Annotated in this window: 19 protein-coding genes; 17 read left to right on the top strand and 2 right to left on the bottom strand. The window is 31.3% G+C overall.

From position 1 onward, the window contains the following. Positions 1-117: 117 nt before the first annotated feature. The 11 genes from U472_RS13850 (at position 118) to U472_RS13800 (ending at position 16,718) form a co-directional block, all read left to right on the top strand. Positions 118-825: a YesL family protein gene (locus tag U472_RS13850; protein WP_068719339.1), complete on the top strand. Its 708-nt coding sequence runs from the start codon at positions 118-120 to the stop codon at positions 823-825. Positions 826-883: 58 nt separating this feature from the next. Continuing rightward, positions 884-1,852, top strand: a complete 969-nt coding sequence (locus tag U472_RS13845; RefSeq protein WP_068719338.1) for an ROK family protein — start codon at positions 884-886, stop codon at positions 1,850-1,852. Positions 1,853-1,938: 86 nt separating this feature from the next. Further along, positions 1,939-2,256, top strand: coding sequence for a PTS sugar transporter subunit IIA (locus U472_RS13840; protein WP_068719337.1), 318 nt, complete (start codon positions 1,939-1,941; stop codon positions 2,254-2,256). A 93-nt stretch (positions 2,257-2,349) separates the two neighbouring features. Then, positions 2,350-3,270: an HPr(Ser) kinase/phosphatase gene (gene hprK, locus U472_RS13835; protein WP_068719336.1), complete on the top strand. Its 921-nt coding sequence runs from the start codon at positions 2,350-2,352 to the stop codon at positions 3,268-3,270. A 53-nt stretch (positions 3,271-3,323) separates the two neighbouring features. Beyond that, a complete protein-coding gene (locus U472_RS13830) occupies positions 3,324-3,794 on the top strand; it encodes a HutP family protein (protein WP_068719335.1) in 471 nt (156 codons plus the stop codon). 1,606 nt (positions 3,795-5,400) lie between these two features. Beyond that, positions 5,401-7,050 carry a carbohydrate porin gene (locus tag U472_RS13825; protein WP_068719334.1) on the top strand — a complete coding sequence of 550 codons (1,650 nt, stop codon included), beginning with the start codon at positions 5,401-5,403 and terminating at the stop codon, positions 7,048-7,050. A 343-nt stretch (positions 7,051-7,393) separates the two neighbouring features. After that, positions 7,394-9,388 (top strand): alpha-amylase domain-containing protein, encoded by a 1,995-nt coding sequence (locus U472_RS13820; RefSeq protein WP_068719333.1) that lies wholly within the window; start codon positions 7,394-7,396, stop codon positions 9,386-9,388. A 641-nt stretch (positions 9,389-10,029) separates the two neighbouring features. Beyond that, on the top strand, positions 10,030-12,966 hold the full coding sequence (locus tag U472_RS13815) for a pullulanase-associated domain-containing protein (RefSeq protein ID WP_068719332.1): 2,937 nt from the start codon (positions 10,030-10,032) through the stop codon (positions 12,964-12,966). 243 nt (positions 12,967-13,209) lie between these two features. After that, complete coding sequence (locus tag U472_RS13810; RefSeq protein WP_068719331.1) at positions 13,210-15,030, top strand: alpha-amylase domain-containing protein; 1,821 nt, start codon at positions 13,210-13,212, stop codon at positions 15,028-15,030. Between the two features lie 282 nt (positions 15,031-15,312). Continuing rightward, positions 15,313-16,194: a glucodextranase DOMON-like domain-containing protein gene (locus tag U472_RS13805; protein WP_245684820.1), complete on the top strand. Its 882-nt coding sequence runs from the start codon at positions 15,313-15,315 to the stop codon at positions 16,192-16,194. A 194-nt stretch (positions 16,195-16,388) separates the two neighbouring features. Beyond that, a complete protein-coding gene (locus tag U472_RS13800) occupies positions 16,389-16,718 on the top strand; it encodes a carbohydrate-binding protein (RefSeq protein WP_068719329.1) in 330 nt (109 codons plus the stop codon). A 44-nt stretch (positions 16,719-16,762) separates the two neighbouring features. On the opposite strand, the gene U472_RS13795 is transcribed toward U472_RS13800, so the two are convergent. Beyond that, positions 16,763-17,536, bottom strand: a complete 774-nt coding sequence (locus tag U472_RS13795) for a DUF4912 domain-containing protein (RefSeq protein WP_068719328.1) — start codon at positions 17,534-17,536, stop codon at positions 16,763-16,765. A 1-nt stretch (position 17,537) separates the two neighbouring features. Then, a complete protein-coding gene (locus U472_RS13790) occupies positions 17,538-19,160 on the bottom strand; it encodes a glycoside hydrolase family 57 protein (protein ID WP_068719327.1) in 1,623 nt (540 codons plus the stop codon). 439 nt (positions 19,161-19,599) lie between these two features. On the opposite strand from U472_RS13790, the gene U472_RS13785 reads away from it, so the two are divergent. The 6 genes from U472_RS13785 to whiA all read left to right on the top strand — a co-directional run bounded on the left by U472_RS13785 (position 19,600) and on the right by whiA (position 25,703). Then, the gene (locus U472_RS13785) at positions 19,600-20,508 is read left to right on the top strand and encodes a hypothetical protein (protein WP_068719326.1); all 909 of its coding nucleotides are present in this window, start codon (positions 19,600-19,602) and stop codon (positions 20,506-20,508) included. A 14-nt stretch (positions 20,509-20,522) separates the two neighbouring features. Beyond that, positions 20,523-21,269 (top strand): phosphatase, encoded by a 747-nt coding sequence (locus U472_RS13780; RefSeq protein WP_068719799.1) that lies wholly within the window; start codon positions 20,523-20,525, stop codon positions 21,267-21,269. Between the two features lie 62 nt (positions 21,270-21,331). Further along, on the top strand, positions 21,332-22,072 hold the full coding sequence (locus U472_RS13775) for a PHP domain-containing protein (RefSeq protein ID WP_068719325.1): 741 nt from the start codon (positions 21,332-21,334) through the stop codon (positions 22,070-22,072). Between the two features lie 258 nt (positions 22,073-22,330). Continuing rightward, a complete protein-coding gene (rapZ, locus tag U472_RS13770; RefSeq protein ID WP_068719324.1) occupies positions 22,331-23,194 on the top strand; it encodes an RNase adapter RapZ in 864 nt (287 codons plus the stop codon). Positions 23,195-23,206: 12 nt separating this feature from the next. Next, entirely contained in the window at positions 23,207-24,448 is a 1,242-nt protein-coding gene (locus U472_RS13765; RefSeq protein WP_068719323.1) for a gluconeogenesis factor YvcK family protein, read from the top strand. A 322-nt stretch (positions 24,449-24,770) separates the two neighbouring features. After that, positions 24,771-25,703, top strand: coding sequence for a DNA-binding protein WhiA (gene whiA / locus U472_RS13760; protein WP_068719322.1), 933 nt, complete (start codon positions 24,771-24,773; stop codon positions 25,701-25,703). Positions 25,704-25,895: the final 192 nt, after the last annotated feature.

The raw sequence follows: 25,895 nt of genomic DNA, 5'->3' as shown, positions 1-25,895 counted from the left end.
TTAATTTGTTAATTTTTAAAGTTCTTTCATAAACAAGCTGTTAGCTTAATGGTTAACAGCTAAATGCTTTATCAAATTTCTTTATTTTCTAATTTCTGTAGTAAAAGGATGGAGATTATGACTGTTTGGAATTTAGTTAAGAAGAGTTACAAAGAGATATATAGAAATCTTTTTTCTATAGTAGCTAGTAGTATGCTGTGGTTTTTTACTGCAGGATTATTGATTATTTTAAGTTACATAAGTATTCAAGTCGGATTTTATCTTCCTGTTGTAATAGGGTTAATTATAATTGGACCTATGACAGCACAGTCTTTTTATATTAGCAATAAAATTGTTAATTATAATCATATTTCAATAAAGGATTTTTGGATTGGAATAAAAAAATATTTCTTAAAGTCTTTGGTTATCACATGTTTATTTGCTATGATATTTTTTATTTTGATTATAGATTTTAAATTTCTTTTCAATTTTCAGCATAAAATTGGGATAATATTAACACCTTTATATATATATATATTAATATTTTTAGGTATGGTTAGTCTTTATATATTCCCTTTGATGATAGAGTTGGGAGAAGTGGCTGAAAACGATTCTATTTGGAGTATATTAAAGTATGCAAGTATGTTAACGATTAATAATTTATTATATACTTTATTTGTTTTCTTTAATATTATGTTATTTGGTATTTTAAATATTGTTATTGTATTTGGTTTACTTATATTGTTTATGGGTGGGATAGCTTTAATATCTAATAATGCTACTATTAATTTATTGGTAAAGTACGGTATCAAAAAGCAGGTTAATGGACCTTATAATTTTAAGTAATAATCAATAGTTCTACTATTGATCATATAATTATACATATATTAGGGAGGGAAATTTTTTGCAAAAAGAATATGTGGTTGGTGTAGATTTAGGTGGAACAAAGATTTTGACTGCAGTAGCTGATTTAGAAGGGAATATTTTAGCCAGAGTGAGAAAGGATACAGAAGCTGAAAAGGGAAAAGAAGCAGTTATCCAAAAGATTAAAGATACAGTTTATGGGGTTATAAAAGAGACTGATATAGATTTATCCCAGGTTAAAGGGATTGGTTTAGGGGTACCAGGACCTGTTAATATCAAAAAGGGTGTTATTAAACATACTCCTAATTTAAAGTTAGATAATGTTAATATTATCGAAGAATTAAGAGAATTAGATACCCCTATCTTTTTAGAGAATGATGCTAATGCAGCTGCTTTAGGTGAAAAGTGGTTTGGTGCAGGAAAAGCAGCAGAAAATATGATTTATATGACTGTAAGTACTGGGATTGGTGGAGGAGTTATAATTAATAAAGAGATATTCCACGGTGCTGGTGATGCTGCTGGTGAGATAGGTCATATGACTATTATTCCTGACAGTGATGTTCAATGTGGTTGTGGTAATTATGGTTGTTGGGAAGCTATTGCTTCTGGGACTGCTTTAGGTAGGCTGGGAAGAGAAGCAGTGGAAGCAGGTAAAGATACTTTAATGAGTAAACTTGTTAATGATCCTTCAGAAGTTAATGGAGCAGTTGTAGCTAAGGCAGCAGAAAAAGGTGATAAGGTAGCAAGAGAGATTATGGATAAGATTGCTGATTATTTAGGAATAGGAATGGCGAGTTTAATTAATATATTCAATCCCGATACTATAGTTATAGGTGGGGGAGTATCCCAATCATGGAAATTGATTGAGGATAAGGTAAACTCGACTATAAAAGCAAGAGCAATGAACTCTTTAATAGAAGATGTTAACATTATTACAGCTCAATTAGGCAGTGATGTTGGTGTATTGGGAGCAGTAGCTACTGCTTTAGCTGAATTAGATTTGCTATAATCTTTTTAAAATCGGTTATATATCAGAGAAATTTATAAATTTCTCTGATTGTAATAAATTAAATAAATTTCAAGGGGGTTGTTGGTATGGAGAATATAAATTTAGACAAAACGGCTTTTCAGATTACTTTACATGGGGGAAATGCGAAGGATTTAGCCAATGATGCATTGGTTGCAGCAAAAAAGGGAGACTATGAGCAAGCGGAGAATTTATTAGCAGAAGCTGATAAGGAATTTAACCTTGGTCATGAAGTACAATCTAAGGCTATGCAAAAAGATGATAAAGATAATAGAATAGTTCCTACCTTATTGTTAGTTCATGCAAAAGATCATTTAATGGCTGCTAAAACAGAAATCAAATTAATTAAAGAGTTAATTGAATTACACAAAAAATTAGACAAATAGTAAGTAGTTAAAAGTGGGTAGTAAAGATTAAATAGTTACATTTTTACTACTCACCAATTACCACTGGTTACTTACTGCTTAAGAGGTGGAATAATGAATAGCATATCTGTAGAAAAGATAGTAGAACATTTTCATCTACAACAGATTAATCAGATACCAATTGAAAATGTAATTCTGGTTAGTGATATTAAAAGACCGGGTCTAGAGTTAGCTGGATTTTTTGATTATTTTACTCCTGATAGAGTACAAGTTTTAGGAAGAACAGAGCTTTCGTTCTTACAAGAATTACCAAAAGAGTTATTGATTGAGAGGTTAGATAAATTTTGTAGCTACGATATCCCTTGTATTGTTATTGCTAGAGGGTTAGAGCCACCACAAGAGTTAATAGACTTATCTCAAAAAAATCAGATTCCGCTACTTAGTACAGATTATTCTACAACTAGCTTTGTTAGTAGATTGACTGATTATTTAGAGAGTGAATTTTCGCCAGAAGTTACTAAACATGGAGTTTTAGTAGAGGTTTATGGTGTTGGAGTATTTATTAAGGGTGACAGTGGAATTGGTAAGAGTGAAAGTGCCTTGGATTTAGTAAAGAGAGGGCATCGACTGGTAGCCGATGATGCAGTTATAATAAGAAGGTTTATGAGAGGTGCTCTTGTTGGGCGTTCTCCTGAAATTTCTAAACATTATATGGAGTTAAGGGGTTTAGGAATTATTAATGTAAGAACACTCTTTGGTGCTGGAGCTGTTAGAGAAGAGCAGTCTATAGATTTGATAGCTGAATTAGAAAAATGGGATAATGCTAAAAATTATGATAGATTGGGTATTCAAGATGATACTGAAGAGATTTTAGATGTTACTATACCTAAAGTAACTATACCAGTAAGACCTGGTAGAAACTTAGCTATGGTTATGGAAGTAGCAGCAATGAATTATAGGTTAAAGAGTACAGGATATAATGCTGCCCAAGAGTTTACTAAGAGATTAGAAGAGACTCTTAGAAGTGAAAATTAATCATAAGTAAGGCTTACCTATAATAAAAATAAGAACAATGGGGTGAATATAAGGTGAAGTTAAATGAATTTACAGTAGAGGATATTGTTAGAATAGATGGTGGAAGAGAATTAGGAAAGCTTGCTACAGTTTTATCTATGGTAGATGATAAACATGATGATATGATAGTAGAAGCTATAATTAATGAAGGTTTTGGTGCTGTTATCACTCGTGCAGGAGGTAAAGGGGAAGATTTAAAGAATAAGGTGTTACGTAATGCTTTAGGTGCTGCTGTCAAGGGTGATGTAATAGATGATGGTATCCAAGATCGCCGTGTATTGACTAGATGTGTTGAGCGTGCTTTGGTTGGGTTGAATGGACCAATGAGTAGCATCTCTGGTGCAGGAATTAAGATTGGAATAGTAAAGAAAGATTCTCATTTAGCTGTTGCTATTCATGGTAAGATTGGGATACCAGGTTTAGATATTGATCATGAAATTTCTGGACTTGGTGTTCATTATTATGGTTTAGTTAATAATGATTAAATATTCTGGATTTATATTTAATTGTTAAAGTAGATTGTTAACTATATAATATATATAATAAAATGGTAAATATTTCATACTAGCAATTATAAATGAACTTAAAAAATTAAAAAGGTTTTGCCACAGATAAACACGGATCTTCACTATAATATTTATTTTTTAATTGATTCCCTATTTATGTGTATCTGTGTTAATCGGTGGCTAATTATTTAATTTTTGTCTTATATGGATTAAATTGAATTTTTCCATAAAATTAGTTCAAAAAGATTATCAGACACAAACTAAATAGTAAAGAAATTTTTATTACTAAAGATTTTAAATTGAGAACTAAGTTACCCCAAAAGTATTTCCTCAGAAAAGAGCATTTCTTAGGGCGCTGTGAAAGTTAATGCCTAGAAGATTTTTTACTGTTTTTTCTGAAGATTATTAATTAAACTCATATAGATTGAGTTTTCGTTAAGTTTTAATTAATTATTAAAAGAATTGTTGTTAGCTATATATCCTAAAGGAGAAATAACTAAGAATTGGTCTTGCACTAAATTAAGACAAAATTAATTTAGCTCTGTTGGTTATTTTTCGATAGAAATGAAAATAATAAAAAAATTAAAATTTAAGCAGGAATTTGAGATAATATCAACAAATATATAATTACAGTAAAAAATAATTTACTATAATACAAATCTAGAGAGATAATTTTGCTCTATATATTTTAAATTATAGTTACAAATAAAAAAGTAATAAATAATATAAAATAATAATTGAAAAAAAATGTTTTTTATGGTATAATCATCATATAACGTAATAAGTTTATTGATATCCGTTTTATTTTCTTCAAATTTAAGATTTAATTGTAATCATTAAAATTATAATTAAATTGAAAATAAATATTTTTAATAATTGAATAGGGATAATTTTTAATATAAGTTTAGAATACCCATATAATAGATCTGTGTAAGATAAGATCGATTAATATTGGGTGTTTTTTTGTTTAATGGCAAAATTTTTGTTTATCTATTAAGTGAAAATATATTAATTATTTCTGTAGTAGTTTTTTAGAAGATGTATGATGATATTTTCTTCTTTGTGAAAACGAAACCATGAAATTATTACCTTTAATTTATCTATTAAGGGATTCTTTAGAGTATATAATAATGGTTACTTATTTTTTTGTGTGAAAACGAATCCATAAGATCATTAACATTGATTTGTTCTAGTAAGAAACTTTTTAAAAGATATAATAGTTGTTTATTTTCTTAATCTATGAAAACGAAACCACACAGGGTGATCATCTTTAGTTTATTAATTGAGATGATATCTTCTGTTATATTATTCCCTTTGGTTTAAGGGAACTATTAAGATAGTTAAGCTTATATCTGTTGATTATATCTATGCCCTGATATGTTGTTGTGATATATCAAAATTTAGCTTAATACTTATATCAGTAATCTTAACACCAATATTATGGTTTATAGCTAATTTAAAGGTAAGGGTATAGAAATCAATATAAATTTCATTCTGTTAAGGGGGTGATGGCTACATAATTAGTTAGAAATTGGATTCATTTATAATTTTAATTAAAAACTTAAAAAATTTAGGGGGGATTGAATTGAAGAGAAGATTTAGTTTATTTTTAACAGTGGCATTAATGCTTACATTAGTTACAGTACCGGCTTTTGCAAAAACTTCAGTTAGAGCTGGAGATAATGGAAAAGTAGAAGTAACATTTACTTATGCAGGAAATCTTGATGCAAATGCAGTTTATGTAGCTGGGGAATTCAATAACTGGTTACCAAACTTCCCAACTTACAAAATGAAGAAGGAAAATGGTGTATGGACACTTACTACTCAATTAGAGAAAGGTAAGTATCAATACAAGTTTACCGTATATGGTGGTGGAATGTTACAATGGGTTGCAGATGAGGATGCAGCAAGCTTTGCACCTGATGGATACGGTGGACAGAACTCTGTTGTAATTGCTGACCCTAACGCTGGTTTAGCTGATCGTATTGTTGCATTAGAGAAGCAGATGGCAGTAACTAATATTGGATTTAATTATAGTGGATATGCTCGTGCTGGAGTTCTAATGAACTCTAATGGTGGAGCTCAAGATACTCACATTGGATTATTCCCAGATTTTCATTCAAGATGGAGATTAGGAAATGAGCCTGATACTTATGTAGAGCAAGTATTTGAAAAGAAATTTACTGGTGATAATGGTTCTTGGATGAATGCTCATATGCTTTTAGCTAATAAAGTAACAGATTATCAAAGTTATAATAATGATGCTGATGAAGATGCTGCACTTCGTGAAGCTTATGTAGAAGGTGGGAACTTTGACTTTGCTCCTAGTTTAACTTTCTGGGCTGGTGAAAGATATTATGGAAGAACTGATATCCATATTACTGATAATCGTTGGAGAGAATTAGATGGTTTCGGTGGTGGAGTAAGTGGTATTGATGCTGGAATTGGTAAATTAGCAGTAGCTTATATTACTCGTGGTACTGATGATGGAGTAGCACCTGTAGCTGATCTTGGTGAAAAGGTACAACAAAATATTGACTTAAGATTAACTGAAATTGCTGTTCCAGGTGGAAATTTAGAGTTTGAACTTAGAAGAGCATGGCAAAATGATGCAGACAGTGCTAATGATAGAGATGGTATTGAGTTAACTGCTGCATATAATAGAACTGACTTCTTTGGATTTGCAAATGGATTTACTACAATAGCAGTTCAACATGGTAATGATATTGCTGCTGATTTAGGTAATCCAGTTGGATATACTAGCAAAGATGCTAAAGGTACTGCATTAGTTGCTTATGGTTTAGGTAACTTTGGCAAGTGGGATATTATGCCACAAATAGTATACGAAAATATTGATAAACAATATGGATCTAATGATGTAACTAATATGATGATTGGTGCTAGAGTTGTTCGTTATATTACTGATAACTTCTCTATGCAATTTGAATATGGTTATGAGCATCAAGATAATGAGAATTATTGGATTGTTGATAAAGATGGAGATTCTGCAGATTATACTGTAAACAAGTTTACAGTTGCGCCTACAGTTAAGTTAAGCAATAGTTTCTGGGGACGTCCAGAGTTAAGAGTATTTGCTACTTATGCAACTGTTGATGGAGAAGCTACTTACCAAAGCTGGGATGGTGCATATGCAGGTAACCCATTAGGTGGAGCTTATGGTGAAAAAGATGATGATGCAGTAACTTATGGTATGCAAATGGAAGTTTGGTGGTAAAAACCACTTTAAGACCCTATCTTTAGCATAGGGTCTTAATCCTATTTCTAAAATCTACTAACAATAATTACAATTTTTAAAAACTAAAGGGCAATGTTGAGCTTAACAACCCCGGTATGCAAGGTTTGATTACTAGCATATCGGGGTTGTTTATTATTTTATATCTGTATTATAGAATAAATATTTAGGACTTATATTATAATCATAATTATATATTTTTAATATTATTCAATTTTAGTTTCTGATTATTAGATACTGAATTTATAAGAAATTGTCTAATAGAAACGGTTAGAGCTAATAAATATACTAATTTATTCAACTAATCTAATGGAGGTAGGAATCTATGCTGAAGATATCAAATAGTAGGAAGATTATTTTACTGGCTATACTCCTATTAAGTTTAGGGGTATTTGTAGGATGCAGCAGTGACGATAGTAGTGAAGCTGCTTTATTCATGTTAACGGACTCAAATCCTAACGATGGATCTACTATATCTGCTGATATTACAGCGATAACTTTAGAGTTTAATTATGAGTTAGCTAGTAGAGAAATTGCTTTATTAGAGGGTGAAAACTCTATTTCAGGTATTACCTCCAAGATAGATGGGAAGAAAGTAATTATTAGTGGATTTGAATTGACTAAATCTACTTCTTATAAGTTAAATTATACAGTTAGTAATAATGATGGAAAGAGTATAAATGGAAGTATTAAATTCTATACAGATGCTACCCTTCCTGATATTAGTAGTCTTAATAATCCAAATGAGACTATGATGCAAGTCTTTTATTGGGAGATGAATGAAGGTGAATATGCAAGTAATTATCCAGAAGAGGCTAATTTGTGGAACTTACTTGTTGATAGAGCAGGTGACTTGGCGAATGCAGGTATTACCTCACTGTGGTTACCTCCTGCTAATAAGGCTTGGGGTGGAATAGGTGTAGCTGCAGATAAAGATGTTGGATATGGTACCCACGACCTTTGGGATTTAGGAGAGTTTGATAAACAGGGAAGTATTAGAACAAAGTATGGAACTAAAGCCCAATTGTTAGATGCGATTGATGCTATTCATGCTGCTGGTATGAAGGCTTATTATGATATTATCTTCAACCATAGAATGGGAGCTTATAATAAAGATGCAGATGTTAAATTAAGTGTTAATAGTCCTGATAACGCAGGTGGCACAATTGATGCTTGGACTAATTTTACTTTAGCAGGTCGTCAGAAATATTATACCCAAGAAAAATGGGGCAATTTATGGCATGACTTTAAATGGGATTATACTGCCTTTGATGGTGTGGACTATGATGACAAAACTCAAGCTAATGGATTGTATCTGTTTGAAGGTAAGACATGGGGATTGGTTCCAGATGATCCTTGGATGAGAGAACCAGAATACTTAATGGGAGCAGATGTGGATTACTATAATTATCCTAATGGTTATGATGGTATTCCTAAGCCAAATAACAATGTAGTAGATGAGATGAAGGCTTGGGGGGAATGGATTACTAAGGAGATTGGATTTGATGGTTTCCGCATTGATGCAATTAAACATGTTGACAGTACTTTTATCTATGAGTGGATTGATTATGTTCAGAATGCAACTACTAAGGATTTGTTCTTTGTAGGAGAAGCATGGATTGAAGATAGCTCTGCTCTAAAGTTATATCTTGACTTAGTTGATGGAAGAGCTAATATCTTTAATAAGAGTGAAAAATCTGATTTAAGAGTATTTGATTTCCCATTAAGAGCTAAATTTAAAGATATGAGAGATGGAAATGGTGCCTTTGATATGTCAAGTTTAAGTAATGCTGGTTTAGTCAATGATTCAACTTATGGTAATAGGGCAGTTGCTTTTATAGATAACCATGATACAAGTGGTTCAAATGCAGAGAAGTATGGTAAGAGAGGAATTGATAAGTATAGCTATCAAGCTTATGCATATGCTTTAACTAGAGAAGGTACAGTGCCTACTATCTTTTGGAAGGATTATTACCAACATGGTATGAAAGCTGGATTAGATAAATTAATCAAAGCAAGAAAGTATTATGCTTATGGAACAGGTTATGAAGTAGCTAATAATGATAATGATGTCTACTCTTATGTTAGAGAAGGATTAGTTGATATCCCAGGAACTGGATTAGTGATGATGTTATCTGATGGAACTAGCGGAAGTGAATCTATTAAAAATATCAATTCCCGTCAGCCTAATACTACCTTTACAGATATAACTGGAAATGTAGCTGGAACAGTAGTAACAGATGAGCAAGGTTATGGAGATTTTAAGGTTATTCAATCTGAAGCTAAAGGTTGGAGTGTTTGGGTTCCAGTTATAAATTGATAAAACGTTTCTTTATTATCTATAGATATCAAACTTTAGAATGAAATATAAAACTAATCTACCTCACCCTTAGCCTCTCTTCTCATACCAGAAGAGGGGAACAAAATATGTTTTAGTTCTCTCCCTTTGGGTTTATCGACCACTTCGTAATAAAAAGAATTTCCTAAGGTAGGAGAGAGCTAGGGAAATTATACTTTATAATCATTTTTAATAAAGTATAATGGCCATGGAGAGTCTCTTGAGACTTGTAAGGAGTGAGGTATGAAAATGGTTTTAAATTTTTTATAAAATTACACTTTAGAGTTGTTTATCTCTCTATATAAAAAGTAATAAGTGTAATAATAACAGATAATCTTATAAGTATATAAATTTTAGCTAGTTGACACATTGTTTATAATCAGTATAAATGTGGTTAACAGCGAGTGCTTAATCTTTAGGTTTACAATAACAGTAAATAATAGTATAAGTTTATAAGAAAACGTATCTATGGAGATTTTATATCTTTAGGATATGTTTTTATTTTTGTTATGGTTAATTACAGATGTGAGTTTGGGGGGTGATAGAATATATAAGGAAAAATTTTTGAATTTAGAGATTTTAATTCTGTATTATATAAAGAGTTGATTAGAGGAGGGTTTTATTTGAAAAGATTTTTTAGTTTATTATTGATTTTAGTTTTAGCCTTTGGATTGGTAGGTTGTTCAAGTGGTAGTGATGATGGACCAGGAGATGTTGGTAATGTAATCGTTAAAACTTCAGACATTGAAATTGATTCTAGTCTTGGTGCTAGTAATCTTGATCTCAGTTTAGCAACAGTTAGTGTAGCAGGAAAAACAGGTACTTTAGATAAAACTATTGCTGATGTGCCAAAAGGAACTCATACATTAACTGTTTTAGTAGTGGATGAGACTATAGAATATTTTGGAGAAAAACAAATTACAGTTACAGCAGGAGAAGATAATTTTGTTGGAAGAGTAGTTATCAATCAAAAACAGACATATATCCCTAAAGGACATGTATTAGTCCATTATCAAAGAAATAATGGAGATTATGAAAATTATACGTTATGGTTATGGATGGACGCAGATTGGAGCTCTAGTGAGGGATGGCCCCATGGACTACAGAAGTCAGGTGTTGATGACTTTGGAGCATACTATTATGTTCCTGTAGTTGAAGATGCTAGTAGTCTTGGTTTTGTTCCTGTAGATGAAGTGATTGGTGATGAAAGTAAGGATGCAGGAGATCATATCTTTAGTTTCTTACGCGATTTCAAAGAATTATGGGTATTTGAAGGTGATAGTACTGTTTACACAAGTCCTGATAAGGAGATACCATCAGGACTATTAAGTGGAGAAGTTGTATCCCCGACAGAGATAGAATTATCTTTTACAGATACTACAGATCTTACTCAGACTTTATTATCAGTAGTAGATAAGAATGGTAACGAGGTAACTATAGATGATTTCCAAATCATTGATAGTATGACAGCAGTAGTTGTATCATCTTCTTTAGATGTAGATAACCAAGCTCCTTATACTGTAACTTATGATGGGAAGATAGTAGAAGCAGCTGCTGGAGCTAGGTACTCTGATTCTTTAACTGCTTATGATGGAAACGATTTAGGTGCTATTTATAATAGTGATGGAACTGCCCAATTAAACTTATGGGCGCCTACAGCAACTAATGTTGAAGCTGTCCTGTATGATAAAGCTGACCAAACTGTAGAGCTTGCGACAGTTCCTATGACAAAGGATACTAAAAGTGTATGGAGAGTAACTTTAAATAGCAACAATACAGGTGTTAGCGATTTAAGAGGTTATTTCTATCAATATAAAGTAACAGTAGACGGTCAGACAAAATTGGCTTTAGATCCATATGCTAAATCAATGGCTCAATTTAATGTAGACACTAATGGTAATGGAGACGATACTGTTGGAAAGGCTGCTATAGTTGATCCATCTTCTGTAGGTCCAATTCTTGATTTTGCAACTTTACCTTCTAATTGGAAGAGAGAAGACTCCATAATTTGGGAGATTCATGTAAGAGACTTTACTTCTCAAGAAGGACTTAGTCTTACAAATAATTTTGGAACATATGCAGCATTTACTGAAAAATTACAATATATCAAAGACTTAGGGGTAACCCATATTCAACTGCTTCCTGTGATGTCTTATTATTATGGAGATGAATCAAAATCAGGAATAAGAGAAACAGAGTACGATTCAAATGGTAATAACTATAATTGGGGATATGATCCTCATAGTTACTTTGCTCCAGAAGGAATGTATTCAGAAGATTCTACAAATCCTGAATTAAGAATTACAGAATTAAAAGAGCTTATTAAAGCTATCCATGATAATGGTATGGCAGTAACTCTTGATGTTGTATATAACCATATGGCAGCAACTGATATTATGGATAGAATCTATCCAGGTTACTATTTTAGAGAAGGGGCTAATGGATCTGGATGTGGAAACGATACTGCTTCTACTCATGCAATGATGAGAAAACTAATTATAGATTCATTGGTTTATTGGACTAAAGAGTATAAAGTAGATGGATTTAGATTCGATTTAATGGGATTAATTGATAGTGAAACAATACAATCAGCATATGATGCTGTTGCAGCAGTAAATCCTAATACATTATTTATTGGTGAGGGTTGGAGAATGTATACTGGTCCTGAAGGAACTGTAGGGGCTGACCAAGACTTTGTTGCTAGCACAAATGATGTAGCGGTATTCTCTGATGAGATTAGAAATAACTTGAAGTCAGGATATGGAAGTGAAGGTCAACCTATGTTCATTACAGGTGGGGATAGAAGTATTGAAACTATCTTTAATAATATTAAAGCTCAGCCTAGTAACTTTACTGCCGATGATCCAGGTGATGTTGTACAGTATATTGCTGCTCATGATAACTTAACTTTACATGATGTAATAGCTCAATCAATTCAAAAGTCACCTGCTGATTCAGAAGCAGAGATTCAAAAGAGAATCAGACTTGGAAACGCAATTATCTTGACAAGTCAAGGTATCTCCTTCTTACATGGAGGGCAGGAATATGGAAGAACGAAAGAGTGGAAAGTTTCTGGAAGCCCTGAAGGTGAATATACAGAGGTTTCAGCAACAGGAGATGTATTTATCCATAACTCCTATGACTCTTCTGATGTAATCAATGCCTTTGATTGGAATGCAGCAACTGGAAATACAGTTCAAAGTGAGACTATGGAGTACACTAAAGGTCTTATTGCATTAAGAAAATCAACAGATGCCTTTAGATTAGGAAGTAAGGCTTTGGTTGATTCTAATGTAGAGCTTGTTTATCCAGATATTTCTGCAAGTGATAAAATAATAGCTTATAAGGCAACAGCTACAGATAATACTGCATACTATGTATTCGTAAATGCTGATACAACTTCAAGAGACTTTACAGTAACAGAAGATTTAACAGCTGGTACAGTTCTTGTAGATAATGATGAATCTGGGGCTACAGCTGTATCAGCTATATCAGGTGTAACAGTAACAGCTAATACAGTAACTGTAGATCCATTAACTGCAGTAATTATAAAAAAGTAGATTAAATTAATATGACAAGAGGGGTTAACCCCTCTTGTTATGTTATTAAGGTATAAGTGTATTTGAAATATTTTAATTAAATCATTAACTAAAAAGAGGTTCCTGAAATTTCAGAGGTTTCTTTTTTAGTTAATTAAAACTGCAAGAAAATTATAATAAATAAGGCTAACTATAATTGCAGGAGAATAAATAGATTTAGAGAATAAAAAAATTAAGATAATAAAATAGAGAGGAGAACTATAAATGACAAAAAAGGTTACTTTATATGTTTTAATTACAGTTTTGATTTTAGCAGTAATGATAACAGGTTGTAAATCAAATAATGATCAATTTGCTCTTGTTGCTTCTGATTTAACAGAACATAATCTTGAGGCTTTGGATTATAATTTAGACAAATTTAAACTAGAGTTTAATCAAGAGGTTGCTGAAGTGAAGGTATCTTTAGTTAAAGAAGATAGTAGATACAAAATTAATACTAATATAGATGGTAACACCGTTACTTTAACGGACTTAAATTTAGAACCAAGAACAAGTTATCAGTTAGTTATTAATATTAAGGCTATAGCTGGAGGTGAGCTATCTAGTACAACTAACTTTACTACTGATAGGTCTTATCCAAAGATAAAAGAGTTTAATAAGACACTTATGCAAACGTTTTATTGGGAGATGAATAAAGGAGAGTATAAAGAGAAGTACCCAGAAGAGGCTAAATTATGGAATTTACTTGCTGATCGTGCAGATGATTTAGCTAATGTTGGTATTACTGAATTATGGGTACCAGCAGCTAATAAAGCTCATGAACAACAGGATGAAGGCTATGGTACTTATGATCTTTGGGATTTAGGAGAGTTTGATCAAGTTAATACAGTGAGAACTAAATATGGGACAAGAGAAGAGTTGGAGAAGGCTATAACTAAGCTTCATCAAGAGGGGATTAAGGTCTATTATGATGCAGTATTCAATCATAGAATAGCTGCTGGATATGAGAATGTAGAAGACTCTATCTTGGCATCTGGAGAACAAGTAAAGACCTATACTAAATTTTATCCACTTAAAGGTAGGCAAAAGTATTATAGTAAAGCAGATCAATGGAAATGGGATTGGCAAGCCTTTGATGGTGTAGATTATGCTGTTGACAAAGGTAATATGGCTCCACAGAACTTCAAAGGGAAGGAATGGGATAATACTTTTGAGAAAGATTACTTGTTGGCTGCAGATGTTGATTATCAGAATGAAAATGTTAAAGATGAGATGAAGGAATGGGGAGTATGGATAATAAATGATATAGGTTTTGATGGATTTAGATTAGATGCAGTAAAACACATAGATTCTGATTTTATTAGCGAATGGTTGACATATGTTCAAGAGAATACAGACAAAGATGTATTTGTTGTAGGAGAGGCTTGGATAGAGAATACTATGGGCTTGACCTTTTATCTTTATGGTATAGATAACTCTGATTATACTGTTTTTGATTTTCCTCTAAGAAATACTTTTGAAAATTTAAGATCAGGAACAATGAATATGACTGCTTTAGGTAAAGCTGGTATGGTCAATAAGACAGGATTTAAAGATAGAGCAGTTACATTTATTGATAATCATGATACTGGTCGTGACCATGTAGAATATAAGGCTCCAATCAATAATAGAAAATATCAAGCTTATACCTATATCTTAATGAGAGAGCATGGACTTCCTATGGTTTATTGGAAAGACTACTATCAAGATGGAATGAAAGAGAATATAAATAAATTATTGAAAGCAAGAAGATACTTTGCTTATGGTCCAGGTCATGAAGTGGATAATAATGATATAAATACCTATTCTTATGTCAGAGCAGGATTAGCTGATATTCCAGGAACTGGTTTAGTGATGATGATATCCCAAGGTGTCTCTGGTGATATAACTACTAAGCGTATAAATTCTACTAAACCTAATACAGAATTTTATGATATTACAGGTAATATTGAAGGAAGAGTTATTACAGATGCAGAAGGTTATGGAGAGTTTAAGGTAAAAAATGATGAAGCAACTGGTTGGAGTGTTTGGGTACCAGTTGAATAAAGGATAATAGGTATAAGCAACACTGTTAACTTAAAAAAGTGCCGCAATAGATCTTTAATATATGAGCTTTTATATTACTAGAATATTTTAATTCGGGAATAGATTATTATATCTATTCCTTTTTTATTTCATATTACTCTCTTATCTCTCATAAGAATAAAGTGAGGAATTTGTTTTTCAGTTATCTAATGATTTATTATTGTAACTTTAATAAGATATTTGATTTTAGAGATAATAGTTGTTGGATAAAGAGGAAAATGTATGATAAGGAGAGATATTCTTATGAGAAAAATAAAGCTTATCCTAGCTATCTTTTTTATTATATTCTTTTCATCATATATAGTTAGAGCAGAAGAGAATATTATATTTGAAATGAATGACCCAGTAGGTGATGAATATGGACCTGGGACTTATACTTATCCTAAAAATGAGCAGTTTAGCCCTTATGAAGGTCTTTTTGATTTGACTTATTTTAAAGTAGAAGATGGTGGAGAAGATTATAATTTTTATTTCAAATTTGTGTCTTTAACCAATCCTTGGCATGCCAAATATGGATTTAGTCATCAATTAATCCAACTCTATATCAGTAATGGAGAAGAAGGAAGTTTAGAGACTTTTAAAAAAGGAGCAAATGTTAAATTTGAAGATAGGCATCCTTGGCAGAAGTTAATTAAGGTAACAGGTTGGTCTCTAGAAGTTTTTGATTATCAAGATGATGTAGATGAAGATAGAAGGATAAATGAGGATAGAATAGGCGTCTTAGATGATAAGAAGACAATTAAAGTTAGTGTCCCTAAAAATCTTGTAGGGGATTTGACTGAAGCACAATATTATCTATTAATAGGGTCTTTAGATGGTTTTGCTTATGATAATTATCGAGAAGTTGTTAAGGATTCTCAAGGATGGAAATTTGGTGGTGGAAGTAATACAGATATCAATCCAAATGTGATAGATACTTTAGTTCCAGAAGGTATGGATCAGAGAGAAGTATTGGGAGGATTTGATTTAGAGAGTGGAGAGTTATCAACTTTACGTGCAGTTGGAGTAGAGTTAGAATTACACTGGAAATTTACTATCATCTTTGGGTTCCTAATTATCTTAGTAGCTACTATAATTGGTACTGGAATTAAATATGTAGCTAAAATGTTTAGCAATTACGATTAGTTATTAGATGGTTTGTTATTTTTCTGTTTATCTTTAATCATAGATTATTTTTAAAACTTAGTTATATGTTTATGTGAGTAATTATAATAATGTTAAATTCCCTCTATTATTTATATCAGTAAAAATTACCTCTCATAAAGTAAGTTAGATTGCAAATGCTATAAATAGTTAATTAGAATAAAGGAGGGAAATAAATGCAAGCAACAATGACTTATTCAGAGGTAACTGTAACTCCAACACCAATTACTGCTGGAGAGAAGGTTACTGTAAAGTATGATGGATTATTAAATTCAAATGGTGCTAGCAAAGTGTACCTACATGCTGGAGTTGGTTTTAAAGATAATTGGAGAGATGTAACAGATATTGAGATGCAATCACAAAATGATGGTAGTTGGAGTGCCCAATTAAGAATCAATACAACTGATAGATTTAATTTCTGCTTCAAAGATTCTGCGAATAATTGGGATAACAATGGTGGTTCTAATTGGAGTTTTGAGGTTCACAACGGACAGATGTATAGCTGATAAATTCTAAAGGAAAAAGCCTTCGATTTTAATCGAAGGCTTTTTTAATCTTCTAATAAAGTAGGAGAAGATTCATGTTGAATTTTAGGATTGTAATCTAATGAAGTTTGAGGCTGATAATCGATATATGATTTTTTACCATTAACGACTTTCATCCATAATCCACCCGACTCATTATGGGGTTCTTTAGTAGGAATAAAGATAGAGTTAGATTCTGCTAAAGGAATAAATATATTACTTTCTGTCAGCAAGCCAATTTCTCCATAGTAGTAGTGGTTGCTGTTAGGAGCTTTAATATACCAGTTGCCAGCTGTAGGTGAGATTTTAACATCAAAAAAGTTATCTTGATTATTAGTTATGTCATAGATTCTAATAATAGGTTCTGTTTTTTCAGTCTCCAATCCAACTACATTCCAATAAGTATAAATCCAATAAGGATCTTTAGCCAGTAAAACAAGCTTGTTTCTGTTAAATAATTCCCAAAGTTCTTCATCAGCATCTTTATAATTATTAATATTGTTTAGATTAATTCTATTATTATCACCAGGAACTCTAGCAAACTCTACATCATCTTTAGCAAGATGCCTTCTCCAATAATTACTAATTAATAGATCACTATTAGATTTATGATTACCTTTTAATTTATTATCATCTATTTCTGTCAGTTCTTTACTACCTTCCATACTATAATTCATTTGATTTAAATGAATATCAGCCAATCTTTCCTTTCTAGGATTATCTTCTATATTATCATCTTTGGTGAGCCAAAAAAAGTAGACTGCAATTGCTAATACTAACAATATCATTAATAAAGCCATATCAGATATTCACCTCTTCATAATTTGAGTTATTTAAACTTTGATAGATTTTATAATTTAGATTAGGAAATAAATTATTCTTATCTTCTAGTTCTTTCAAATGCTTAGTATCAAAAGAGTCATTTCTAAGTTGATTGATTAAATTATTAAAGTTGTCAAGATGTTCATTAGTACGTCTGATAGCATAATCTTTCATAGTATTGTTTTTGATGATAAAAGCCCAGTCACTACTTTGAGCAAGTAGTAATTCTCGAGCTAATTGATTTAAGAGCCTTCTCTGTAATTTATTAGGGTTTGTGAAATGCTTAGCCATAATAATCATTTGCTCAGTTGCTGCATGTAATTTAGGATAAATCCAATCATTGCTCTTATCTAACCAAACTTGGCTATAGCCTGAGTCTCCCCAACTCGATAGGGAAGGGGTAGCTACTTGATTGATGGGGAAGTTGTCTAAATATTCACTTGGAGTAATCAGTTTAATATTATTCTTTTTATCATGGTAAATCTTTGATATTAAAGATTCTAACCAAAGTGGACCTTCATACCACCAGTGCCCAAATAATTCAGTATCATAGGGAGAGATGATAATTGGAGGTCTATCCATATGAGATTTGAGGTTATTGATCTGCTCTTGACGCTTTTCTAAAAAATCTTTTGCATGAATAACAGCTTTTTGTTTAGCCCAAATAGGTTTATAAACATCTTTATGGTTATTACCTTTATTAGTGATTCTATAATATTTGATACCAGTATTCTTTCTAAAGCCTTTGGGATGAATATAATCTTTAATATATTTATAATCTAAATCAAAGCCGATATCACGATAAAATTCTCGATAATCATAATCACCAGGGTACCCTTGAATTGAACTCCAAACTTGGCGAGAACTTTCAACATCTCTACCAAATGCAGCTACACCTGATGGACAATAGATTGGTGCAAAGTTAGCATAATGGGGTTTAGGATTAGCATTGAGAATACCATGGGTATCAACAAAGAAGTATCTAATTCCCTTATCCCATAAAAGTTGATCTAGCTTAGGATAATAACCACATTCGGGTAGCCAAATTCCTTTGGGTTTAGTATTAAAATGTTCTTCATAGACTTGTATGCCAGCTTCAAGTTGTGCATTAACTGCTTCAGGGTATATACTCATTAGGGGAAGATAGCCATGAGTAGCAGTACAAGTTATTACTTCTAGTACGCCAATCTCTTGTAATTCTTTAAAAGCTTTTATTAGATTACAATTATATCCAATAAATATCTTCTTGCATTTAATAAAATTTTTATTATACATCTCAGCTACTTGATAAAAATCTGGTTGTTCTGCTGTTCTATTTAATTCCCTCTCACTTAATTCAATTAATTTATCAATATAATTTAAATATCTGTCCTGTAATAATTTATCTGTTAGCATAGAAATTAGAGTTGGTGATAAAGATAAGGTTAGTTTAAAATTTACATTATTATTAATTAACCTAGAGAAAATATCAATTAATGGGATATATGTCTCAGTAATTGCTTCATAAAGCCAATCTTCTTCTAAAGCTGAATTGTCTTCTGGATGCCGAACAAAGGGTAAATGAGAATGTAGAATTAAAGATAAAAATCCTTCTGTTTCCATAGAAGCCCTCCTTTAAGAAACCCCCATTTTTTATTAATATGTTAAAATTAAAGTTCAGCTATTCATAATAAATTATTAATTAACATTATTGTTTTATCTCTTAAACTTAGTTTAAGCAGAATTATATCTTTAATTCATGATTTCGTATAAAAAGAATTTGACAGGGATAATTTATAATTAGTTATAGATCAATATTTTGTGTTAATAAGGAAAATTGATAGATAAAGTAACATTTAAAAAAGGCAAGTGATTGGTACAAAAAAGGATTTATTATATAGTGGACTCTCTTATGATAAATAAACTATAATTTGCAGGATTTTAATTTTTCTTACAGAAATATATCTGGTATATAATGTAAATTAAGTATTCTACATTTATTTTAATTAAAGTAGATTTCTGTAATTTATAAAGGTTAATATTAATTAAAGGGGAGAGAGTTATGACAAAGATTATTTTAGCTTTAATTATTACTATTGTATTTTATATTAGAGATATGGTTGATTTTAAACTTAAATCATTGTTTCATCCCATATTATTAACACCTTTATTGGGACTCTTTTTTGGACAAGAAGGTTTTATGACTGGTGTTACTGTAGGTGTAGTAGTTGAGTTGATTTGGGGGAGTAACTTAGTTGATTATGAATTAGGATTAAAATATAGTTTATTAGTAAGTTTGTTAACAGTATCCTTGGTGATTTTAACAGGAAATATTAGTCTATTCTTCAACTTGGCTTTGGTTGTAATTTTGGTATTTAGCTTGCAAGAGAGCTGTAGTTGGCTAGAAGGGAGAAGATATTTTATTCTAATAGTATTTATTTTTAATATACTTATGTTGTTAAGTAGTCCATTAATAAAGGAATTACTTGGTTTGATACCTGCTCAATTTTTGAATGATTTAGCTGTCAGTGGAGGTGCTTTGATTCCGATTGTAGGGCTATCCTTCTTATTAATTCAAGCTATGCAGTCTTCTTTAAATAGAGATAACCTTTGGTATTATGCTTATGCTATAGCTACCATGATCGTATCCTCATTATTATTTAATTCATTCTATTGGGGAATTGTAATCTTTCCAATAATTTGGAATTCTCTATATTATGTCTGTAAGTTAGCTAAAATATCAGCTAAATATTTAAGATATCTACTTTTTTTATTAGTGATTATAATGGCACCATTAATTGTAGAATGGAATATCCCTCTATTAACAGAAAGGATTCCATATTTTCTTTGGGTTGAGGTAGCTTTGGTTCTTTTTTCAATTTTGAGGATATTTAAGTTGACAGCAATTGAAGGTTATTTTATTATGAGTTTAATAGGTATTATTAGTGCTAAGTTAGGATTTTTAATTTAAAGGGGTTGATAATTATTAAGCTGATAGCAGATTTACATACTCATACAATAGCTAGTGGGCATGCTTACTCTACTATTAATGAGATGGTATTAGGTGCTAAGAAGAACGGGATTAAAATTTTAGGTATGACAGATCATGGACCTTGTATGCCAAGAGGACCACATATTTACCATTTTGCTAATCTAAAGATAATACCAAAAGAGATAGATGGGGTTAAGATTCTTAGGGGAGTTGAGGCAAATATAACTGATATTAATGGTACCTTGGACTTGCCAGTAGAGATTCTTGCTAGATTAGATATAGTATTGGTTGGTTTCCATACAGGTACTGGATATGAATCTGGTAGTAAAGAAGATAATACCAGAGCTATGATAAATGCAATTAAAAATCCCCTAGTAGATATTGTAGTTCATCCTGGAAATCCTGAGTATCAAGTCGATATTAAGAGAGTAATTATGGCTGCTAAAGAAGAGAATGTGCTATTAGAGTTAAATAATAGTTCACACTTGAGCCGTCCAGGGAGTAAGGAAAGTTGTATAGAGATTGCTCAATTGGCTAAAGAAGTAGGTTTAAAGGTAGTTCTTGGTACTGATGCTCATTACTCTGCTAGAGTAGGAACCTTTGATAAGGCTTTAGAGATAGTTAAAGAAGCTCAATTAGAAGAGGATGATATTTTAAATACTAGTTTGGATAAAGTCGAAGAATTTATTAGAAGAAAGAGTGAAGTTAAGAGACAAATTAAAGATAGTTATAATGTTTAGTTAAATATTGTTGGGCTAAACAGGCACTAATTAATACCTATTAATCTCAAGGAGATGATTTAATGCAATTATATGCTGATTATCATACCCATACCCTTTATAGTCACGGGACAGGAAGTATAAGAGCTAATATAGAGGTAGCAATAGAAAAGGGATTAAAAGAGATTGCTATTTCAGACCATGGTCCTGCTAGTCGAAGTATAGGTAGGTTAGGGGTACGGGATTCGGCTACTTTATTAGAGGTAAAAAAGGAAGTAGATAAATATGATAGGTTATATCCAGAGATTAAGGTTTTGGCAGGAGTTGAAGCTAATATCATCAGTATAGATGGAAAATTAGATGTACCTGAGTTTATTTTAAAGGAATTAGATAAGGTATTAGTTGGATTCCATCTATTTATTAAGCCAGCTAGTTTTAGAGATGGGGTAGAGATAATCCTAAATAATGTTATAGTTGATAAATTAAAGATAAATCAGGAACAGATAAGATATAGGAATACTGAGATTTTAATTAATGTATTAAATAATTATGATATAGATATAATTACCCATCCAGGTTATAGAGTGGATATTGATACTAAAACATTAGCTAAAGTAGCAGTAGAAAGAGGAGTAGTTTTGGAGATTAACTCTAGCCATGGATATATGACAGAAGAATATATTAGAATGGCAGTAGAGGAAGGTGCTAAGTTTACTTTAGGAAGTGATGCTCATAGTCCAGAAAAGGTGGGGGCTGTAGAAGCTGCTATGTTAGTGGCTCAAAAGGTTGGTTTAACAGCTGAAGATATTATAAATGTGTGTTAAATTTATTTATAAATTTATATGGAATAATTTTATATATTATCTGATTTTAATAACAAACACAAGTAACTAGATAGATTTATTCTATTTGTACTTTTAAAGATAAAATGATAATATTAATAATAGGATAAATATATTTATAATTAGAGATCTTAGCAAAACTTAAAGAGTATTATATGAATATTTAATTAGTGTAATAGGCTTATATTTATAAGAGAGCATTTATGATTTGCTTATAAGATAAATTAAAGGGGTGATATAATGAGTCAAGATAAAGATTTTATTATAATAACTGGAATGTCAGGAGCCGGTAAGTCTGAAACAATTAAGAGTTTAGAAGATTTAGGCTTTTTCTGTGTAGATAATCTACCACCTGCTTTGATTTCTAAATTTGCTGAAATGTATCTTCATTCTAAAGAAAATATTGATCAGGTAGCCTTGGTAGTCGATGTAAGGGGAAGAGACTTTTTCGATAGTATTTTTGAGGAGTTAGCGATTTTAGAACAATTAGGAGTGGATTATAAAATTTTATTTTTAGAGGCTGATACTCAAGTTTTAATTAATCGCTTTAAGAATACTAGAAGAAGACATCCATTAGCCCCAGAAGGGAGAATTTCAGAAGCAATTGCTTTAGAGAGGAGTAAATTAGAAGAGATTCGTGGTAAAGCTGATAAGATTATAGATACTAGCGACTTATCTTCTAAGGATTTAAAGAAGGAGTTAGAAGATATTTTTATTAAGGAATCTAAAGAGAGTAAGTTGACTATATCTGTCCTTTCTTTTGGTTTCAAATATGGAGTACCTCTTGATGCCGATCTAATGTTTGATGTTAGATTTTTACCAAATCCTCATTATGTAGATTCATTACGACCATTGACTGGAGAGACTAAAAATGTACAAGAATATGTGTTAAAATGGCCTATTACCCAAAAATTCAAAGAAAAATTATTTGATTTAATTGAATTTTTACTTCCAAATTATATCAAGGAAGGTAAGAGTCATTTAACAATAGCTTTTGGTTGTACTGGAGGAAAACATCGTTCAGTTACTTTTGCAGAGAAGCTATATGAAGAGTTAAGAGGTAGATATAATATATTAATTGAGCATCGTGATTCTAAAAAATAAGGGGTTTTTGTGATGAATAGACTGAAGTGGCTTTATCCTGGTCTTAAGTTTAAACGGTGGATATTTTTAATGGTTTTAGGGGTAATCTTAATTAGTATTGGTGTTTCTATGGCCATTAGTATCCGACCTTTAGATATAATAAAGTATAGAGTACCTGGAATTATAATTATCTTATTTGGAATTTATTTTAATATTTTAGGAATTAGGAGAATGTTATTATCTATCTATGATGTGTTATCACCAGAAAAGAATGAAAGGTTGATTGAAGTTTTATATCAGGAAAGATATCGTAGGAAGGGTCCCAAAATCGTTGTTATTGGTGGAGGAACAGGACTTTCTACTATGTTAAGAGGGATTAAAAAATTTACTAATAATATTACTGCAATTGTTACAGTAGCTGATGATGGTGGAAGTTCTGGGGCTTTGCGTGATGAGCTTGGTATACTTCCTCCAGGTGATATTAGAAACTGTTTAGTTGCTTTAGCAGATACTGAGCCATTAATGGAGAGACTTTTTCAATATAGATTTAATGAAGGAAAGGATTTAAAAGGTCATAGTTTTGGAAATATATTTATAGCAACATTGACTGAGATATTAGGGAATTTTGAAGAAGCAGTTAAGGAATCTAGTAAGATATTGGCAATTAAAGGTAGAGTTTTACCATCTACTTTAGAAGATGTTAGATTATCTGCAAGATTAGAAAATGGAGAGTTAATAAGAGGAGAATCACAGATACCTAAAATAAAAGGTAAGATTGCTAAGGTGTTTATTGAGCCAGAAGATAGTAAACCTTTACCTGAATCTTTGGAAGCTATCAAAGAGGCTGATGCAATTATTTTAGGTCCTGGAAGTCTATATACAAGTGTATTGCCTAATCTTCTTGTTGAGGATTTAACAGATGAGATAAAGAGATCAGATGCATTAAAGTTATATATCTGTAATGTAATGACCCAACCTGGTGAGACAGATGACTATAAAGCAAGTGATCATCTTCAAGCACTTTATGATCATGTAGGCAGTGAGATTGTAGATTATATTCTAGTAAATAATGAAAGAATATCTGCTGATTTGATAGAGAAATATAGGAAAGAAGGTGCTCAACCTGTGGAAGTGGATTTAGCTAAATTAAATAAGCAGAATATACAGGTGGTGCAAGAACCTGTCATTAGCCAATCCAATGTGATTAGACATGATCCAGAAAAGTTAGCTAAAGTTATTATTGACTTAGTGTTTCAAAAAATTCATGGTTATTAGGAGTTAGATATAAAATAACTTTTAATTAAAAATTATTTTATGAGAATAACCCGTTGTGCTAATTAAACTTAAATATCAATAATGTCTTTTTATGGGTATATTGCGACACTTTTAATTTTGTAAAACTCCCCTCTTTTGGGTGAAAGAGAGGGGTTGGGGGTGAGTTCGAGCCTTTAAAACATCACAACGCTCCCTGCCCCCCTCTTACTCTAAGAGGGGGAACTTAGAGTTCAAAAGTGTCGCATTATCTATCTATTTTATCAGTTCTCATACTAGCACAACGCGTTTATATAGTTCATTTAAATTTAAAGAGGAGTTAATCATGTCATTTTCAGATGAGGTTAAGAATGAAATAGCAAGGAAAGAGGATTTAGGTAAGTGTTGTCAGTTAGCTGAATTAGCTGCGTTAATTAAATTAAATGGTAGTCTAGGTATTATAAATCATAAATTAGGATTAAGTTTAGTAAGTCAAAATGCTTCAGTTGCCAGAAGAGTTTATAAATTATTAAAAGAACAGTTTAATTTCTTTACCGAGATTATTGTTAGAAAGAAGATGTATTTAGATAAGAGAAATTATTATATAATTAAGGTGCCACCGCAAGAAGGTGTTAAAGAATTATTGACTAAGTGTGGATTGATGGGAGAAGGTTATCAACTAAACTATTCAATAAAAGATCAGTTTATATCTAAGAAGTGTTGTTCTAAGGCTTATTTAAGGGGACTTTTCTTGGCAGCTGGTTCTGTAAGTCATCCAGAAAGTGAGTACCATTTAGAGATTACTGTTAATTATGAAGAGTATGCAGAAGAGATAATTAAATTATTTAGCAAATTTGAAATAGAGATCAAATCTAGGAGTAAACAGGATAATTATCTATTATATTTAAAGAAGGCTGATGATATTGTCAAACTTTTAAACATCATAGGAGCCCATTCAGCTTTGCTACAATTTGAGAATACAAGGGTATATAAAGAGATTAGAAATAATGTTAATAGGATTGTAAATTGTGAAACAGCTAATTTGAACAAGACTATTAATGCTGCTCAACAACAGCTAAATGATATAAAGTTATTAGAAGAAACTAAAGGGCTAGATAAACTATCTCCTAGTTTGAGGGAAGTAGCAGAATTGAGGAAGAATAATCCTTATGCTACTTTAAAGGAATTGGGGGAACTTTTAAATCCCCCTTTAAGTAAGTCAGGGATAAATAATCGTTTTAGAAGAATTAAGGAGATGGCTGATAAGATAAAGAAATAGTAGTAAAATAAGAATCTGTCTTAAATTGATTATCTTATAAGATAGATTCTTTAAATTTTTTATCTTTAAGGAAGGAATATATTTTATTATCTAGAATTAAAATATACAAAGAATAATGTTTGATTGCGTGGGACATTTCTGTACCACAGGGTTGAATTTGTTCTATTAAGGTTCTAATATTTATTTTTTTGC

The organism is Orenia metallireducens (genome assembly GCF_001693735.1).
Classification (GTDB): domain Bacteria; phylum Bacillota; class Halanaerobiia; order Halobacteroidales; family Halobacteroidaceae; genus Orenia; species Orenia metallireducens.
This window is presented reverse-complemented; position numbering and strand designations above follow the sequence as displayed.

What these genes read in the sequence shown, in the direction of transcription:
- U472_RS13840 (WP_068719337.1), top strand. Translation starts at nt 1,939, where the DNA reads ATGGAGAATATAAATTTAGACAAAACGGCTTTTCAGATTACTTTACAT.
- U472_RS13795 (WP_068719328.1), bottom strand. Translation starts at nt 17,536, where the DNA reads ATGGCTTTATTAATGATATTGTTAGTATTAGCAATTGCAGTCTACTTT.
- whiA (WP_068719322.1), top strand. Translation starts at nt 24,771, where the DNA reads ATGTCATTTTCAGATGAGGTTAAGAATGAAATAGCAAGGAAAGAGGAT.
- U472_RS13805 (WP_245684820.1), top strand. Translation starts at nt 15,313, where the DNA reads ATGAGAAAAATAAAGCTTATCCTAGCTATCTTTTTTATTATATTCTTT.
- U472_RS13785 (WP_068719326.1), top strand. Translation starts at nt 19,600, where the DNA reads ATGACAAAGATTATTTTAGCTTTAATTATTACTATTGTATTTTATATT.
- U472_RS13810 (WP_068719331.1), top strand. Translation starts at nt 13,210, where the DNA reads ATGACAAAAAAGGTTACTTTATATGTTTTAATTACAGTTTTGATTTTA.
- hprK (WP_068719336.1), top strand. Translation starts at nt 2,350, where the DNA reads ATGAATAGCATATCTGTAGAAAAGATAGTAGAACATTTTCATCTACAA.
- U472_RS13790 (WP_068719327.1), bottom strand. Translation starts at nt 19,160, where the DNA reads ATGGAAACAGAAGGATTTTTATCTTTAATTCTACATTCTCATTTACCC.
- U472_RS13850 (WP_068719339.1), top strand. Translation starts at nt 118, where the DNA reads ATGACTGTTTGGAATTTAGTTAAGAAGAGTTACAAAGAGATATATAGA.
- U472_RS13775 (WP_068719325.1), top strand. Translation starts at nt 21,332, where the DNA reads ATGCAATTATATGCTGATTATCATACCCATACCCTTTATAGTCACGGG.
- U472_RS13820 (WP_068719333.1), top strand. Translation starts at nt 7,394, where the DNA reads ATGCTGAAGATATCAAATAGTAGGAAGATTATTTTACTGGCTATACTC.
- U472_RS13800 (WP_068719329.1), top strand. Translation starts at nt 16,389, where the DNA reads ATGCAAGCAACAATGACTTATTCAGAGGTAACTGTAACTCCAACACCA.
- U472_RS13765 (WP_068719323.1), top strand. Translation starts at nt 23,207, where the DNA reads ATGAATAGACTGAAGTGGCTTTATCCTGGTCTTAAGTTTAAACGGTGG.
- rapZ (WP_068719324.1), top strand. Translation starts at nt 22,331, where the DNA reads ATGAGTCAAGATAAAGATTTTATTATAATAACTGGAATGTCAGGAGCC.